This is a genomic window from Tenacibaculum discolor (assembly GCF_003664185.1).
GTDB classification, from domain to species: domain Bacteria; phylum Bacteroidota; class Bacteroidia; order Flavobacteriales; family Flavobacteriaceae; genus Polaribacter; species Polaribacter discolor.
Genome location: NZ_RCCS01000007.1, coordinates 84357 through 100184, shown reverse-complemented (window position 1 = coordinate 100184; position 15828 = coordinate 84357). Strand labels below are relative to the sequence as shown.

Annotated in this window: 16 protein-coding genes; 5 read left to right on the top strand and 11 right to left on the bottom strand. The window is 32.4% G+C overall.

The window, feature by feature from the left end; genetic code table 11:
• The first annotated feature begins 6 nt into the window (after positions 1-6).
• Together C8N27_RS08870 and C8N27_RS08865 are read left to right on the top strand one after the other, a co-directional pair.
• The gene (locus tag C8N27_RS08870) at positions 7-1368 is read left to right on the top strand and encodes an HlyD family secretion protein (protein WP_121147077.1); all 1362 of its coding nucleotides are present in this window, start codon (positions 7-9) and stop codon (positions 1366-1368) included.
• A 31-nt stretch (positions 1369-1399) separates the two neighbouring features.
• Entirely contained in the window at positions 1400-2797 is a 1398-nt protein-coding gene (locus C8N27_RS08865) for a TolC family protein (protein WP_208639310.1), read from the top strand.
• Here C8N27_RS08865 and C8N27_RS08860 read toward each other — a convergent pair.
• The 10 genes from C8N27_RS08860 to kynU all read right to left on the bottom strand — a co-directional run bounded on the left by C8N27_RS08860 (position 2792) and on the right by kynU (position 11793).
• Complete coding sequence (locus tag C8N27_RS08860; protein WP_121147076.1) at positions 2792-3895, bottom strand: hypothetical protein; 1104 nt, start codon at positions 3893-3895, stop codon at positions 2792-2794. The two genes, C8N27_RS08865 and C8N27_RS08860, sit on opposite strands and share 6 nt — an antisense overlap.
• Positions 3896-4981 (bottom strand): amidohydrolase family protein, encoded by a 1086-nt coding sequence (locus tag C8N27_RS08855; RefSeq protein WP_099216314.1) that lies wholly within the window; start codon positions 4979-4981, stop codon positions 3896-3898.
• 91 nt (positions 4982-5072) lie between these two features.
• A complete protein-coding gene (locus tag C8N27_RS08850) occupies positions 5073-5603 on the bottom strand; it encodes a 3-hydroxyanthranilate 3,4-dioxygenase (RefSeq protein WP_120187373.1) in 531 nt (176 codons plus the stop codon).
• 96 nt (positions 5604-5699) lie between these two features.
• Entirely contained in the window at positions 5700-6476 is a 777-nt protein-coding gene (locus C8N27_RS08845) for an SDR family oxidoreductase (RefSeq protein ID WP_028893066.1), read from the bottom strand.
• A 1-nt stretch (position 6477) separates the two neighbouring features.
• On the bottom strand, positions 6478-6696 hold the full coding sequence (locus tag C8N27_RS08840; protein ID WP_121147075.1) for a DUF6500 family protein: 219 nt from the start codon (positions 6694-6696) through the stop codon (positions 6478-6480).
• Entirely contained in the window at positions 6689-8134 is a 1446-nt protein-coding gene (locus C8N27_RS08835) for an aldehyde dehydrogenase (protein ID WP_121147074.1), read from the bottom strand. Before C8N27_RS08835 ends, C8N27_RS08840 begins: the two co-directional genes overlap by 8 nt.
• Complete coding sequence (locus C8N27_RS08830; protein WP_121147073.1) at positions 8110-8553, bottom strand: RidA family protein; 444 nt, start codon at positions 8551-8553, stop codon at positions 8110-8112. The genes C8N27_RS08835 and C8N27_RS08830 overlap by 25 nt, the downstream gene beginning before the upstream one ends.
• Positions 8554-8617: 64 nt before the next feature.
• The gene (locus C8N27_RS08825) at positions 8618-9139 is read right to left on the bottom strand and encodes a DUF1697 domain-containing protein (protein ID WP_121147072.1); all 522 of its coding nucleotides are present in this window, start codon (positions 9137-9139) and stop codon (positions 8618-8620) included.
• Positions 9140-10534, bottom strand: coding sequence for an FAD-dependent oxidoreductase (locus C8N27_RS08820; protein ID WP_121147071.1), 1395 nt, complete (start codon positions 10532-10534; stop codon positions 9140-9142).
• On the bottom strand, positions 10534-11793 hold the full coding sequence (kynU, locus tag C8N27_RS08815) for a kynureninase (protein WP_121147070.1): 1260 nt from the start codon (positions 11791-11793) through the stop codon (positions 10534-10536). The genes C8N27_RS08820 and kynU overlap by 1 nt, the downstream gene beginning before the upstream one ends.
• Before the next feature lie 147 nt (positions 11794-11940).
• On the opposite strand from kynU, the gene C8N27_RS08810 reads away from it, so the two are divergent.
• From C8N27_RS08810 to C8N27_RS08800, 3 genes are read left to right on the top strand one after another with little or no spacing between them, the layout of a single operon-like run.
• Positions 11941-12717 carry an IclR family transcriptional regulator gene (locus tag C8N27_RS08810; RefSeq protein ID WP_121147069.1) on the top strand — a complete coding sequence of 259 codons (777 nt, stop codon included), beginning with the start codon at positions 11941-11943 and terminating at the stop codon, positions 12715-12717.
• Between the two features lie 9 nt (positions 12718-12726).
• Entirely contained in the window at positions 12727-13293 is a 567-nt protein-coding gene (locus C8N27_RS08805) for a Crp/Fnr family transcriptional regulator (RefSeq protein ID WP_121147068.1), read from the top strand.
• A 58-nt stretch (positions 13294-13351) separates the two neighbouring features.
• A complete protein-coding gene (locus C8N27_RS08800; RefSeq protein WP_121147067.1) occupies positions 13352-13804 on the top strand; it encodes a DoxX family protein in 453 nt (150 codons plus the stop codon).
• Between the two features lie 71 nt (positions 13805-13875).
• On the opposite strand, the gene serA is transcribed toward C8N27_RS08800, so the two are convergent.
• Positions 13876-15768 (bottom strand): phosphoglycerate dehydrogenase, encoded by a 1893-nt coding sequence (gene serA / locus C8N27_RS08795; RefSeq protein ID WP_121147066.1) that lies wholly within the window; start codon positions 15766-15768, stop codon positions 13876-13878.
• Between the last annotated feature and the right edge of the window lie 60 nt (positions 15769-15828).

The window sequence follows — 15828 nt, the reverse complement described above, 5'->3', positions numbered from 1 at the left end:
GTAATCATGTTAAACATATCAAAAAATACAGTTTCAGATCAAATAGATATAACAAAGTTCAAATCTGGAAAAGACATTTTTACAAAAGAGTACCACAAGTTATTTAAAAGGTTTTTACTAGTATTTTCTGTAATCTTAGTTATCATCTTGTTTTTACCTTGGACTCAAAATGTTTCTAGTGAAGGACGCGTGACTACATTAAAACCAAATCAACGTCCACAAACATTACAATCTCAAATACCTGGACGTATAGAAGAATGGTTTGTACAAGAGGGTGATTTTGTAAAAAAAGGAGATACCATTTTAAGAATTTCAGAAGTAAAAAGTGGGTATTTTGATACTAAACTTGCCGAAAGAACTGGTAAACAGCTAAACTCTAAAACTCTATCTGCCAAAGCCTACAACAATAAAATTAGTGCTTTACAAAATCAGATTATAGCAATTAAAAGAGAGCGTAAGCTTAAACTAGAGCAAGCAAAAAATAAACTAAAACAAGCTTATTTAAAAGCGAAAAGTGATAGTATTGATTTTGAAGCTATTAAAATAAAACAAAAAATAGCCCAGACTCAGTTTGATAGAACAACTACCTTAGAAAAAGAAGGTTTAAAAGCCGTAAAAGATGTTGAAGAAAAAAGAGCGAAACTTCAAGAGCTATCAGCTAAATTGATTTCTCAAGAAAATAAATTCTTTACTTCAAAAAATAATATTATCAATGCACAATTAGCTATTAGTAGTACTCAAGCTTCTTATGCTGATAAACTTTCTAAAACAGAAAGTAGTTTATACAGCGCACAGTCTGGTGCTTATGACGCAGAAGTTCAAGTTTCTAAACTAGAAACTAGCTTAGCTAATTATAGTAAGAGAAGCTCTTTACTATTCATTACAGCTCCACAAAATGGATACATTAATAAAGCTATTAAATCTGGTATTGGTGAAACTTTTAAAGAAGGTGAGCAATTAGTAAATATTATGCCTGCTGACTACGATTTAGCTGTTGAAATGTATATACAACCTATTGATTTACCTTTGATTCATATTGGTGAGGAAGTACGTGTTCAATTTGATGGTTGGCCTGCTATGGTATTTAGTGGTTGGCCTAATGTATCGTACGGAACTTACAGTGCTAAGATTGTAGCTATCGAAAATTTTATTAGTAGCAACGGAAAGTATCGTGTTTTAATTGTTCCTAACAACAAACAAGAACCATGGCCAAAAGCTATTAGAGTAGGTTCTGGTGCAAAAACCATTGCCTTATTGGAAAACGTACCTATATGGTTTGAGTTATGGAGACAGATTAACAGCTTCCCTCCTAACTTCTATCAACCTGAAAATAACAAGAGTGATAAAAAATCAAAAAAGGAAGACTAAAAGCTATTAATAAAACAAAAAAAACAAATAGATGAAAAGGTTAAGCATCCTTTTTTTATTAATAAGTTTTGTAGCAACAGCTCAAAACAATATAAATACTCAACTTAGTTTAGAGGAATATTTAGGTTACGTAAAGAAATATCATCCTATTATAAAACAAGCTGAACTAATTACAAGTACTAATGAGGCTAAATTATTAAAAGCCAGAGGTGCTTTTGATCCTAAAATAGAAGTAGATTATGACAGAAAGGAGTTTAAAGGAAAAGATTACTACAAAAAACTAAATTCAACCTTTAAAATACCAACTTGGTATGGAATAGAGTTAAAAGGTAGTTATGAAAACAATTCTGGTCAGTATCTAAACCCAGAACATAACACTCCGGAAAACGGTCTATATAACGTTGGTATATCAGTTCCCTTAGCTAAAAATTTATTTATTAATAAAAGAATGGCTACTTTGAAACAGGCTAAACTATACGCTCAACAAGGCGAGTTAAAGCAACAATTACTAGTTAACGATATTTTATTTGAAGCCATAAACACGTACTTAAACTGGTTGCAATGTTATCAAAACTATAATGTTTATAAAGATTATTATACTAATGCAGATATTAGGTTAAAAAACGTAAAGAAAAGCTTTAGAGCTGGTGATAAACCTGCTATTGATACTTTAGAAGCCAATATAAATTTAAAAAACAGAAGTTTAGACTTAGAAAAAGCTAAAATTAAATATATTAAATCTAAGCTAGAACTCTCTAATTATTTATGGATAGGAAACAATATTCCTATGGAAATAAAAGAAGAAATAGTTCCAGATATTGCTACTTTTTCTAATATTGATATTATTTTAAACACTTCTATAACTACTTTATTTGATAATGAGTTTGAAAACCACCCTAAATTAAAGTTACTGGAGTTAAAGAAAAGAAACCTAGAAATAAACAAACAACTTAAAGTAAATAATTTATTACCTAAAGTAGATTTTCAATATAATTTACTTGCTTCAAAAGTTAACAATTTTGATGCTTTTAGTACTACGAATTACAAAAATTCTCTTCAAGTTAGTATTCCTCTTTTTTTACGTAAATCAAGAGGGGACTTAAAACTTGCTAAATTAAAGCTACAAGATATTGACTTTGAAATTGCATCAACTAAAGTTTCATTAAAAAACAAAATAACAGCTACTGAGCAAGAAATTACATCATATAAAAAACAGAATGATATTTTAAAAAATCTTGTAAACGACTACAATACAATTGTAAAAAGTGAAGAACGTAAGTTTTCTTTAGGAGAAAGTTCTATTTTCTTAATTAATTACAGAGAGGTAAAATTAATTGAAAGTAAATTGAAAGAAATTAAAAATCAGTACGAATATGCTAAAACTAAAGGAAAACTTATAAAGCTATTAGGTAAACTAAATAGTTTATAATTGTTGTTTATACTCCTCCAACAAAGCTTCGTCAATAACTATATGTTCTGGAAGAATTCGCAAACGATACTTACTCTCACCTATAAATGTGATTAGATCTTTGCGTTCTAATTTTTCTTCTTCCAGATTCAGAATTGAATTTATATTATCTATGATTCTAGTAACGTATGTTTGACTTTTAATGTCACCTCCTGAATTTACTATAATCGCTTGTTTGTCTGCTTCTAAATATTTTCTCCTGAAAGCAAATGTTAACAGGTTCTTATATTGTGTTGTTTTAGATCCAAAATCTATTTTAGCATTAACAATTCCTTTAGACGGAATGGTTAATTTTATCAGCGACCAATCTAAAAACTGAATTTTCATTTCATTAGGTTTTGGCGTATGCGCTAGTTGTATTACCCAACTTGTCGCTAATACCAAAAACACTGATACTAATGATGTTTTGGATATAACTCTAATTAATTGGTTTGTAAACTCATTATCAAAGCCAATTAAAACATCTGATAATTGAGAAACAAATAACAATACAATTGCTATAACCGATATAAAAGCGACCAACTTTAAATCCCTATACATGAAAGTTCTATAAAAAGAAACTCCCATTAAAAAACACAAGAAAGTCGTTAATAAAACATCAGGAAGCGCTGCTATTTTTACTCCATAATAAAATTCATTTCCATATAAAGAAGAGAATAATAACGTTATAGAAGCTACAACAACAATTATTAGTGCTATAATTTTTACATTCTTTTCATTCCTATAAATAAACTTAGGAGCATCGTGTACATAATACAATGCCATCAACCAGAATAAGTTATTTACAGTTGATAGAATATTCACCCCTACTTGATGAGTTGTTGTTTTTTCAAAAGTGAAATAATTCGCTAGTAGTGCCCAAATACCAGAAGTTACCCAAACTAGCATTCCAAAACTGAAATACAACAAGCCTTTATCTACTCTTTTTATTGAATTTCCTTCTTCTAGAACTTCTTTAAATCGCTTTCTAATATTATAGTAGATTGCTAGTAATAACACAGCTCCAATAAAAGAAATACATGTATGTAATAAGTTATGAAACCGTGTTACTTCAGCCATTTATTGTAAGATTTTAGATACTAAATCTTTTTTTGCTTTTTTATCATCTCCAAATAACCATTGTAGTACATTATCTTCCCATATTTCATCTTTTTCTTGCTCATTAATAATGTTTCTTTCAATAGCTAAATCTAAAATTTTCCCTGGATATGATGACTGGATTTCACTCTCCATTTCTCCTAACGGATAAGGATCATCCAACCCAATTAACACTTGCTTTGATCCTTGATTTTTAATTAATAAATCTAAAGAACCAGTATCGTGCACTAATGTATCAAAGAAAATATTCTTATGACCTACTGCTTTACGAGGATGCTTTTTTCCTTCAAACAAATCAGGTCTTCCATCAAATCCTTGTATACGACGTCCTAAATTCATTTGAGCTAATTGACCTCCGTGAGCAAAACACACACGCATATTAGGATATTTCTCGTAGTAGCCATTCAACGTTAAGAAGTGATAAGCATCGGCACATTGTGCTAACATCCAAATCAAATGAAAACGCCAACTTGTGTTTTGTAGTTTAATAAATTTCTCTCCATCATATGGATGAATTTCAACTGCTAAATTGTATTTATCTGCTAATTCAAAAATTGGTTCGTTTTCCTCATCAAAAATACAACGCCAGGTACCAATGGTATCCATGTAGTGTGTAGGTAAACATAACAAACGCATTCCTAATACCTCAACACAACGTTCTATTTCCCATAAAGCACCTCGAACAAACCCAGGATGTACCACAAAACCTGTTGTAAATTTCGACGGATTTTCATGCTGCACACGTGCGTTAAAATCGTTTTGAAAACGTAAGGCCTGTTTCATTTCTTCCAAACGAAGTCCGTTTCCATATAATTGAGATAGATTTAAAACAACTGCATGGTCGATTTTAAAATGCTCCATCCATTCTAACTTCTCGTCTAAAAAGAAACTAGAATCTGTTACAGGTCGACTCCAATCTTTTTGTAGCATGAATTTCCTATCCTTATCTACCCAAAAAATTCCTTTGTCTTTCATAAACTGCGGAATTTGTTCTGGATAAGGCAACAAATGTGAATGTCCGTTTATTCGTAGTTTGCGTTTTGTCATCTTATGTATCATTCCCCTTTTTTAGATGGGAATCATTTTAATTTTTAATTCTTGATTATTGCAGGATTCCTAGCTTCGTAGAAATAATAAATTACTTGATTTTATTAGGCGCTTCCATTACTGTACTGCATTTTTCACAAGTACATTTTTCTTTATCAGAATAATATTTGTCAAAAATTATTGGCATATCAGTTTCAATATTATCTAAAGCAAATTCTTCACGATATAATTGATGCCCACAGTTTTCGCAATACCATTCTAAAGCATCCATCATTCCCTCATCACGCGGATATTCAATTACCAAACCTACTGTATTTGCCTTACGTTGTGGTGAATGAGGCACTTTACCAGGTAACAAATAAATATCTCCTTCATTAATTTCAACATCAATCATTTCACCTTTATCATCAATAATTTTCAGCACCATATCTCCTTCTAGTTGATAGAAAAATTCTGGTGTTTCATTATAGTGATAATCTTTACGATTATTAGGACCTCCAACAACCATTACGATATACTCTCCGTTATCCCAAACTTGTTTATTTCCTACTGGTGGTTTTAGTAAATGACGGTTTTCATCAATCCACTTTTTGAAATTTAAAGGTTGTACTAACTTGCTCATTTTATTTAGATTTATAGACTTTTACACACAAAAATTAAGATTGTTTTAAAGATACTTAAATAGTCTTGTTTCTAAAAGTCTTTATTCTTGATTCTTTTATAAAGATTTTGTTCTACCTCCATCTACAGGAACATTAATTCCGTTGATAAAACTTGCTCTTTCACTAGCTAGAAATACAATTGCATTAGCTACCTCTTCAGGTTTTGCAAAACGTTTTGCTGGCGATGCATTTTTCATCATTTCAGCAACTTCTTCTGTCGATTTACCAGTTTTGGCCGCTTTATTATTGATAATTTCTGTCAAACGTTCTGTAGCTGTAGCTCCTGGTAATACATTATTCACCGTGATTCCGAATTGACCTAATTCATTCGCTAAAGTTTTACTCCAATTAGCTACAGCACCACGAATAGTATTAGAAACTCCTAACCCGTCTAGTGGTTGTTTTACCGATGTAGAAATTACATTGATAACTCTACCATAACCTTCTGACTTCATAAAAGGAACTACCGCTTGAACCAATACATGGTTACACTTTAAATGCATCGTAAAAGCTCGTTCAAACTCTTCTAATTTCGCATTGAATACTGGACCTCCAGCTGGACCTCCTGTATTGTTTACCAAAATATGGAACTGTAAATTCGTTGCTTCTAACTTTTCTTTTAAACCTGCCGGATTGGTAAAATCTGCTACCAAATACCCGTGATTTTGATTATTGTTTGGTAATTCCGCCAACACAGCTTTTAGCTTTTCTTCGCTACGAGCTACTAAAGTTACATTTACTCCTTCTTGAGCTAATTGTATTGCTGCTGCTTTTCCTATTCCTTGTGTACTACCACATACCAAGGCATTTTTATGTTGTATCTCTAAATTCATCTTATTCGTTATTCTGAATCATTTGTTTAATCTTAACTGCTTTCTCAAAATGGTCCAACTGATGTGTTTGAATCCACCAAGTTGCCATTTCCATCAGTACTTTCGGGTTATCATTTTTATTTTTGAAAAATGCATAAAACGAAAGCCCTACATTTTCTCCTTTTTTAGCAATCTTTTCTTCACAAACAGCAATTATTTTTTCCTTTATTTCCTTATTCATATTTTATACATACGTTTTTTGGTTCTGTAAAAAAACGTAAAGCTTCAAAACCACCTTCGCGTCCTACCCCACTTGCTTTTTGACCTCCAAAAGGAGTTCTTAAATCACGTAACAACCATGTATTTACCCAAACAATTCCTGTATGCAATTCTTTAGACATTCGCATGGTTCGGGTTAAATTGTTAGTCCATAACGTTGATGATAATCCATACACCACATCATTTGCTAACTGTAAAGCTTCATCTTCTGTTGTAAAAGACATAATAGTAACTACAGGACCAAAAATCTCTTCTTGATTTAATCTACATTTGTTACTGGAAACCTCTATAACAGTAGGCTCTAAATAGTATCCATTTTCACTACCTTCTACATTTACCTTATTTCCTCCATAAAGGATTTTACCACCTTCTTCCTCTGCAATATCTATATATGATTTTACCTTTTCTAAATGTGGTTTTGATACTAAAGCTCCTATGTTCGTATCTGCATTAAAAGGATTTCCTATTTTTAGTTGTGATACTTTTTGAACAAAGTCTTTTTTGAATTGTTCATAAATACTTTCCTCAACAAGAATTCTACTTCCACACAAACAAATCTGACCTTGATTCGCAAATGATGAGCGTACCGTAGTTTCTAGCATTTTTTCATAATCACAATCAGCAAAAATGATGTTCGGATTTTTGCCTCCTAACTCTAAGGATAGCTTCTTAAACATCGGTGCAGCTGTACGAGCAATATGTGCTCCTGTAGCTGTTCCTCCTGTAAATGAAATTGCTTTGATATCTGGATGCTCAATGATCGCTTGACCTGTAGTAGTTCCTAATCCGTGAACAATATTCAATACACCTTTAGGCAACCCTGCTTCGTTACAAATTTCACCTAATAAATACGCTGTCATTGGAGTTACTTCACTAGGTTTAGCTACGACACAATTCCCTGCTGCTATTGCCGGAGCTATTTTCCAAGTAAATAAATACAATGGTAAGTTCCATGGAGAAATACATCCCACTACACCAATAGGCTGACGCAAAGTAAAATTCATAGCTCCTAAGCCAACACTTTCATGCGCTTCTGAGGAAAACTGTGTGATGGCATCTGCAAAATATTGAAAATTTGACGATGCTCTTGGAATATCAATCGCTGTAGCCAAACTTAATGGCTTTCCATTATCCTTTGCCTCAGCTTCTGCCAATTCAGGTAATCTTTGCTGAATTAACTGGGCTATTCTGGAAAGGATATCTCTACGTTCGTTTAATGTGGTATTCGACCAAGCTGGAAATGCTGTCTTAGCCGCTTTATACGCTAATGCTACATCTTCTTTAGTAGAATTTGGAATTTGTCCATACACTTCTCCAATAGACGGATTATAATTATCTATATAGTTATTTGCTACGGGTGCTACTAATTCTCCGTTTATGTAGTTTTTAATGTTCTGCATAAGGCTTTTGCTTTTGGCTTATACGCCACCACTTTAATCTCAATCAATAAATGAGGATGTGGTAATTGATGTACTGCTACTGTTGTTCTGGTTGGTCCATTATAGTCAAAATATTCAGCATACACTTGGTTATAACCTCCAAAATCATTCATATTTACCAAGAACGAGGTTACATCTATGATATCTGATAAGTCTGCTCCTACTTCTTGTAAAATATCACGGATATTTTCAATCACCGCTCGGGTTTGTTTTTTTATATCTAAGTTAGTGGTGCCAAATTCATCTACCTCAACGCCTTCAAAAGAATTATCAGGTCTACGAGAACTAGTTCCCGATACATAAATAAAATCTCCTACTTGTTTTACATGTGGAAACTTCCCTCTTGGTATTGCTTTTCCTTTGATTACTTTACTATCCATGTTTTATATTTTTTGCTTCCTTACACACTTTCTACGAGATTTCTCCCTTAGGTCGAAATGACTTTTAAGAAGTTGCTAATTCTAATAGTTTTATCGTTGTTTTTAAATTGCGCGTGGTAGCGGTTACCTTTAATTTCTTCTCAATAACATTATTTGTCAGTTTAGTTCTTCCGAAACTAGACGGACAGTACAAATACACTACATCATCAGCTACTAAATATTCATCTTCATTAATTCCATTAACTTCAATCACAGTTTCGTTAGGTATTCTATCTAAGAAAGCAAAAGCTACTATCTTTTCGTTTTCTTGTGAAAACGGATAATTGCCTAATGCCTTTTTCCATTCTTCAGGAGTTCTAGCTAACACAGGCACATCGTATCCAAACTTTGCAGCAATCGCTTCTTTAACTTTCTGACAAACGGTTTCTTTTGCCTCTTCTGAATCTAAGATAACATTACCACTTTGAATATAGGTTTGTATGTTTTGAAACCCCAATTCATTTAAAATATCTCGTAACTCTGCCATGGGAAGTTTATTTTTTCCCGAAACATTGATTCCGCGTAATATGACGATATACCTTTTCACTTACAACCCTGCGATTTTATCTTCTTCTAAAATTTCGTTAGTTTCTTCTTGTACCTTTTTTAATGCCTCTTTTAAATCGGTAATTGTGTCCAAATCATGATGTGCTACCATATTCAATAAGGCTTTATCTTGAGCACGTCCTTTTTTCATCGCTTCTGCATATGGTATTTCTTCATTAAAGGTTACCATAGAGTATTTTGAAAAATATTCGGTTGGGAATGTTTTTTCTAAATCCATCTCCAACTTTCTTTTTTGCTTAAATAGCGGATTTGCTACATGATCGCGCATTTCATAAAAGTTATCAATTGCTAAATCGGCGATGGCATCAGTATCTTCTTTACGTGCTTTTTCGTATGCTTTAAAAGTAACTTCCCAATCTCCTTCGTGTGCATCTAAAATTGCATCAAATACAGTTACATCTTCAAAAGAAGCATTCATTCCTTGTCCATAAAACGGAACAATTGCATGTGCTGCATCACCCATTAACAAGGTTTTATTTTGATAATGCCATGGTGAACATTTTACAGTTCCTAAAGCTCCTGTTGGGTTGTTAAGAAACTCATCTTTTATACTCGGAATCAAATCCAAGGCATCTGAAAATTCTTTTTCAAAGAACTCGGTTATTTTTTCTTCAGTAGTTAGGTTATTGAAATTGTACTCTCCTTCATCATAACTTAAAAACAAAGTCACAGTAAAACTCCCATCTAAATTTGGCAACGCAATTAACATGTACTCTCCACGAGGCCAAATATGTAAATGATCTTTACTTATTTTATGGTTTCCTAATTTATCGGCAGGAATTTCTAATTCTTTATATCCGTGTGCCAAAAAGTTTTGTGAATAGCTGAACAAGAATTTTCTTTCTAAATAGTAGCTTTTTCTCAATGCAGATCCTGCTCCATCAGTTCCAAAAATCACATCTCCATCTACTGAAAATTCTTCTTTAGTATTGTAATCTTTAAAATGTGCAACTGTATTTTCAATATCTACGGAAGTACATTCCGTATTAAAATGTATTGTTACATTTTCGTGTTTCTCTGCTTCCGTTAATAGAATCCCGTTTAAATCACCTCTTGAAATAGAGTTGATATACTCTCCTTCTCTACCTGAATAATTAGACGCAAAGGTATTTCCTTCTCTATCGTGCATTAAGCGCCCATACATTGGAATACAAATTTCACGTGCTTTTTCTTCCACACCACATAAACGCAAAGCTTTAAAACCGCGATCAGATAATGCTAAGTTGATGGAACGTCCTGCTGAAATATCAGTAACTCGTAAATCTGGACGACTTTCATACATTGCTACTTTATATCCTCTTTGTGCTAAACGAAGTGCCAATAAACTTCCGCATAAACCAGCACCTATAATTACTATGTTGTCTTTTTTACTCATTACAATAATTCTTTTAATTTCTCAACCATTCTATACACATCCTCAAAACTGTTATACATAGGCACCGGTGCACAACGAATTACATCTGGTTCTCTCCAATCGGTAATAATATTATTCTCGGTTAGTTTTTTGTGTAAACTTTTATCAGCATTCTTTACTTGAATAGACAATTGGCAGCCTCTTTCTTTTGGATTTGAAGGCGTGATTATTTTAATTCTATCCGTATCAATTTGATTGATTAAATATTCAAAATATCCCGTTAGTTTTTCCGATTTAGCTCTCAAAGCTTCCATTCCTACTTCTTCAAACATGTCTAACGAAGCCCTAATTGCTGCCATGGATAAAATTGGCGGATTTGATAACTGCCACCCTTCTGCTCCTGGCATAACATCAAATGGCTGACGCATATTAAAACGAGTTTCCTTGTTATGATTCCACCATCCGGCAAAACGTGGTAACTCTTTGTTGTGTGCATGTTTTTCATGTACGAACAATCCAGCTAAACTTCCAGGTCCTGAATTCAAATATTTATAGGTACACCAAGCTGCAAAATCCACCCCGCTATCGTGCAATTCTGGAGATATATTTCCTGCTCCATGTGCTAAATCGATTCCAACCATACAATTTTTCGCATGTCCTATTTCAACAATTCGCTTGATATCTAAATATTGGCCTGTGTAGTAATTCACTCCACCAATCAATAACAAAGCGATTTCATCTCCTTGTTCATCAACTATTTTTTCTAAATCCTCAATACGTAATAACTCTTCTCCTTCACGAGGCTTCCATTCTATCAAACCATCTTCAGTATCAAATCCATGGAATTTTAATTGCGATTGTACTGCATATCTATCCGAAGGAAAAGCATCACTTTCTATAACAATTTTATATTTTGTTTTAGTTGGTTGATAAAACGATACCATTAGCAAATGCAAATTGGTTGTTAAGGTATTCATCACAACAACCTCTAGTGGTTTTGCTCCTACTATTTTTGCCATAGAATTCGTTAAAAATTCGTGATATGGCATCCATGGGTTTCGTGCTTCAAAATGTCCTTCTACTCCATATTTTGCCCAATCGTCTAATTCTTGTTGAATGTATTGTTGCGTTTGTTTAGGTTGTAATCCAAGGGAATTTCCTGTAAAATACAACCAGTCATTTCCATCTTTGTCTTTTGGAATATGAAATTGCGCTCTTAAATGAGCTAATTTATCTTCTTTATCTAACTGCTGTGCGTAATCAAGTGTTGGTTTATACATACTTATTTATATTTCTAAAAACCATTTCAAAAACACTAAAGATACTTTATTTTAATCTCAAAATAAAACCAAAAGCGTTTCACATAATAAAACGGTGTTTTATAAATCTACACATTTTTATTATATTAGTCAAAATATTTTCACTAAATGAATGCTGATTCTAAAAACTTAAATCAATCTATCATAAAAGCTTTTTCTGTTTTAGATGCTTTTACTGATGAAAAAAAAGAATGGGGTGTTAGAGAACTAGCTACTAAAACTGGCTATAACAAAAGTACTGTATACCGGTTACTTAGTACTTTAGTTTCACTAAATGTTGTACAACAAAATGACAACGAAAAATATCAATTGGGTAGTAAGTTGTTTGAATTAGGAAATCGTGTTTCTATTTATAAATCACTTAGAAATTTAACCAACACACCAATACAAAAAGTTGCCTTAGAAATTCAAGAAACGGTTTTGTTAGGTATTTTAAAAGAACAGCAAGTATTCCACATTAACAAAGCAGATAGTTTACAAGGACTCAAAATAAGTACCTCTATAGGTTCTTATGCTCCTATTAACGGAAGCGCTATTGGTAAGTTATTGTTAGCTTTTACTTCACCAGACGCACAAGAAGCCTTTCTAGATTCGGTTACACTAAAATCTTTTACCAAAAACACCATTACCTCTACTTCAAAATTTAAAGAAGAATTACAACTAATTCAACAACAAAAATTTGCCTTAGACATAGAAGAATCAGAATTAGGTTTGGTATGTATTGCCATTCCTATCTACAACAACAAAGGAAAAGTAATCGCAAGTATTAGTGCCTCTGGACCTTCTAGCAGGTTTAAAATGGAAAATGTTTCTAGTTATATTCAAATTTTACAAAAAGGAGCCAATACCATAGAACAGAGTTTAAGTAATTTTGATAGTTTATAAAATTGACTCATGAAACAAATAACAACTCTTTTACAATCTTTTGCTAACATTTCTGACAAAGATTCAGCCTATTTTACTTCAAAACTAAAAAAAGTTGAGCTTCAAAAAAAGGAAATACTCTTAACTAAAGGAACCACAGAAAATTACCTGTCTTTTGTTGAAGAAGGCACTTTGAGATTATTCATTCCTAAAATTGAAAATGATGTAACATTTGGTTTTGTATTTAAAAACAGCTTCGTTAGTGCTTATGACTCTTTTTTAACTCAAACTCCTTCTGAATATAGTATTGAAACTTTAGCTCCTACTATTTTATGGAGGTTATCTTTTGACAACTTAGAAGATATTTATAAAAACACTGCTATCGGTAATGAAATAGGGAGAAAAAATGCAGAAAGTTTATTCTTACTAAAATCAAAAAGAGAGCTGTCCTTATTAAATAACACTCCAGAAGAAAGGTACCTCAACCTTTTTCATGAAAGACCTGAACTAATCAAACAAATTCCACTAAAATACATAGCTTCTTATATTGGCGTAACTCCACAAGCACTGAGCAGAATTAGAAAACGAATTTATTAACCCAGGTTCATTGATTGCTTTTAAAAGTTTCTTCAATTTTGAATAAATTTTATAATCAATGAAACCTTTATTTGTTTTACTATTTGTATTCTTAATTTCAATAGGAATCCAAAAATTACTATTGAAAAATATAAACTACTCCCTTTCTGGTAGAATTGCCTTGTGTGCAATGCTCTTATTTACAGCTTTGGGGCATTTATTATTTACTGAAGGTATGAGCAAAATGATTCCTGATTTCATTCCTTTAAAATCAACAGTTACTATACTAACTGGTGTTTTAGAAATTGTAATAGCCATAGGTTTATTATTCCCCAACTACCAAAAAACTACAGGTTGGATTCTTATCGCATTCTTACTACTTATGTTACCTGCCAACATAAAGGCTAGTTTAGAAAACTTGAATTATCAAACGGGAACTTATGATGGAAAAGGACTTTTTTATCTATGGTTTAGAATTCCATTACAGGTCTTTTTTATCGCTTGGGTTTACTTTTTTACTTTAAAAAAGTAATCACAAACAAAAACAAGGTCTACATTTTACTGTGTAGACCTTGAATTTTATAAATTACTTAGAATATGTTTTTAATACAGTACTCTAAATTTAATTGTTCCTTCAACTTTTTTAAGTTTTGTTATTACTTCTTGGTTATACTCTTTATCAACATCGGTAATTACATATCCAACTTTCTCATCTGTAGACAAGTATTGCCCAGTAATATTCAATTCATATTTTGCTAATACCTTATTAATCTTTGCCATTACTCCAGATACGTTTCTATGAATATGTAAAAAACGGTGTGCGTTTTTATGTTTTGGTAAACGAATATTTGGAAAATTAACCGCATCCACCGTATTTCCTGAATTGATGTACGCCATAATTTTATTCGGAACAAAATCCGCAATATCTCTTTGAGCTTCTTCTGTACTACCACCTACATGCGGAGTTAAAATCACATTATCCAACCCTTTTAATTCAGTGTAAAACTCACCATTTTTTCTTGGCTCTTCTGGATACACATCTACCGCTGCTCCAGCTAATTTACCAGATTTTAACGCATCCACCAATGCTTCAATATCCACTACAAAACCACGAGAAAGATTTACCAAGTGCGCTCCATCTTTCATTTCTGCAAACTCTTCCCTACCTATGTAGTTTTTATTTGCTGAATTATCATCAACATGTAATGTAACTACATCTGAAATATTCAACAACTCTTTTAATGTATCTATTTTAGTTGCATTTCCTAAAGATAACTTATCTTCTACATCATAATAATACACATCCATTCCTAGAGCCTCAGCTAAAACAGATAGCTGCTTACCAATGTTTCCGTAACCAACAATCCCTAGCTTTTTACCACGAACCTCTCTTGAACCTTGTGCTGTTTTATTCCACTGACCGTTATGAATTTCTGTACTTCTTTGAAATACACTACGCATTAACATAATAATTTCACCAATAGCTAATTCAACTACCGAACGTGTATTACTATAAGGAGCATTAAAAACTACTACTCCATTCTCTTTACACGCATCTAAGTCAATTTGCTTTGTTCCAATACAAAAAGCAGAAACCACCATTAGCTTTTCGGCAGCTTCAATAACTTTACGAGTTACTTGTGTTTTAGAACGAATTCCTAACACATGAACATCTTTTAATTTTTCAATCAATTCATCTTCCGATAAACTTCTTGAAACAGTTTCTACAGAAAAACCATCACCTGTTAACTTTGTAAAAGCATCAGGGTGTACATTTTCTAGTAATAATATTTTAATTCTGTTCTTTGGGTATGATAGGTTTCTAGGCAACTTGTTAACGTATAAAAATTCATCTAAATTTGGTGTAATATGGTCGGCATTTGCGATAGTTTTATCTCTCGACACATTTTCTGTATAAGCAAAAAAAGTATCAGCAACACCTGCTTCTTTGGTAACAGCATCACTATAGCCATCTCCAATTACTTGTACTTCACCTTCTAAATTTAAGGATTTTAAACAATCTATCTTTCCATTATGCTTAGATAATGGGTTTTGAGTATCGAACCCTACAATAACTCCATCTGCATCAAATTCAAAAGTATTTGCAAATACTCTTTCAGACGGAATGTTATACTCAGCTACGATAGGGTCTATAAATTCTTTAAACCCTGCTGAAATCACGTAAATATCATCAGAAAAGCTTTCAAAAAACTCTTTATTTCTTTCTATAGAAGGAGAAACTTTTTGTTTTAATTCTTCAATTAATAATGGTAAATCAGATTTTTTAGCACTTAATAACCGAATACGTTTTTCTAAGGATTCCGTAAAGGACATTTCTCCATCAATTCCTTGATTGGTAATGCGGGTTACTTCTTGAATAACCTCTTCTTTTTTCGGGCTCCCATTTAAGGTGATTTCGGCCAAAACATCTAATGCTTCCACACTGGTAAGTGTGCTATCGAAATCGAAAACGAAATTTCGTTTTACTAAATTCATGTTACTTAATTTGTGTTTTTGTTGTTGTGTTGTTAAGCCAACGAATGTACAAAGGTTTTC

Excerpts from the sequence above, each read along its gene's own strand:
- C8N27_RS08870 (WP_121147077.1), top strand. The coding sequence starts at position 7 with ATGTTAAACATATCAAAAAATACAGTTTCAGATCAAATAGATATAACA.
- C8N27_RS08865 (WP_208639310.1), top strand. The coding sequence starts at position 1,400 with ATGAAAAGGTTAAGCATCCTTTTTTTATTAATAAGTTTTGTAGCAACA.
- C8N27_RS08860 (WP_121147076.1), bottom strand. The coding sequence starts at position 3,895 with ATGGCTGAAGTAACACGGTTTCATAACTTATTACATACATGTATTTCT.
- C8N27_RS08855 (WP_099216314.1), bottom strand. The coding sequence starts at position 4,981 with ATGACAAAACGCAAACTACGAATAAACGGACATTCACATTTGTTGCCT.
- C8N27_RS08850 (WP_120187373.1), bottom strand. The coding sequence starts at position 5,603 with ATGAGCAAGTTAGTACAACCTTTAAATTTCAAAAAGTGGATTGATGAA.
- C8N27_RS08845 (WP_028893066.1), bottom strand. The coding sequence starts at position 6,476 with ATGAATTTAGAGATACAACATAAAAATGCCTTGGTATGTGGTAGTACA.
- C8N27_RS08840 (WP_121147075.1), bottom strand. The coding sequence starts at position 6,696 with ATGAATAAGGAAATAAAGGAAAAAATAATTGCTGTTTGTGAAGAAAAG.
- C8N27_RS08835 (WP_121147074.1), bottom strand. The coding sequence starts at position 8,134 with ATGCAGAACATTAAAAACTACATAAACGGAGAATTAGTAGCACCCGTA.
- C8N27_RS08830 (WP_121147073.1), bottom strand. The coding sequence starts at position 8,553 with ATGGATAGTAAAGTAATCAAAGGAAAAGCAATACCAAGAGGGAAGTTT.
- C8N27_RS08820 (WP_121147071.1), bottom strand. The coding sequence starts at position 10,534 with ATGAGTAAAAAAGACAACATAGTAATTATAGGTGCTGGTTTATGCGGA.
- kynU (WP_121147070.1), bottom strand. The coding sequence starts at position 11,793 with ATGTATAAACCAACACTTGATTACGCACAGCAGTTAGATAAAGAAGAT.
- C8N27_RS08810 (WP_121147069.1), top strand. The coding sequence starts at position 11,941 with ATGAATGCTGATTCTAAAAACTTAAATCAATCTATCATAAAAGCTTTT.
- C8N27_RS08805 (WP_121147068.1), top strand. The coding sequence starts at position 12,727 with ATGAAACAAATAACAACTCTTTTACAATCTTTTGCTAACATTTCTGAC.
- C8N27_RS08800 (WP_121147067.1), top strand. The coding sequence starts at position 13,352 with ATGAAACCTTTATTTGTTTTACTATTTGTATTCTTAATTTCAATAGGA.
- serA (WP_121147066.1), bottom strand. The coding sequence starts at position 15,768 with ATGAATTTAGTAAAACGAAATTTCGTTTTCGATTTCGATAGCACACTT.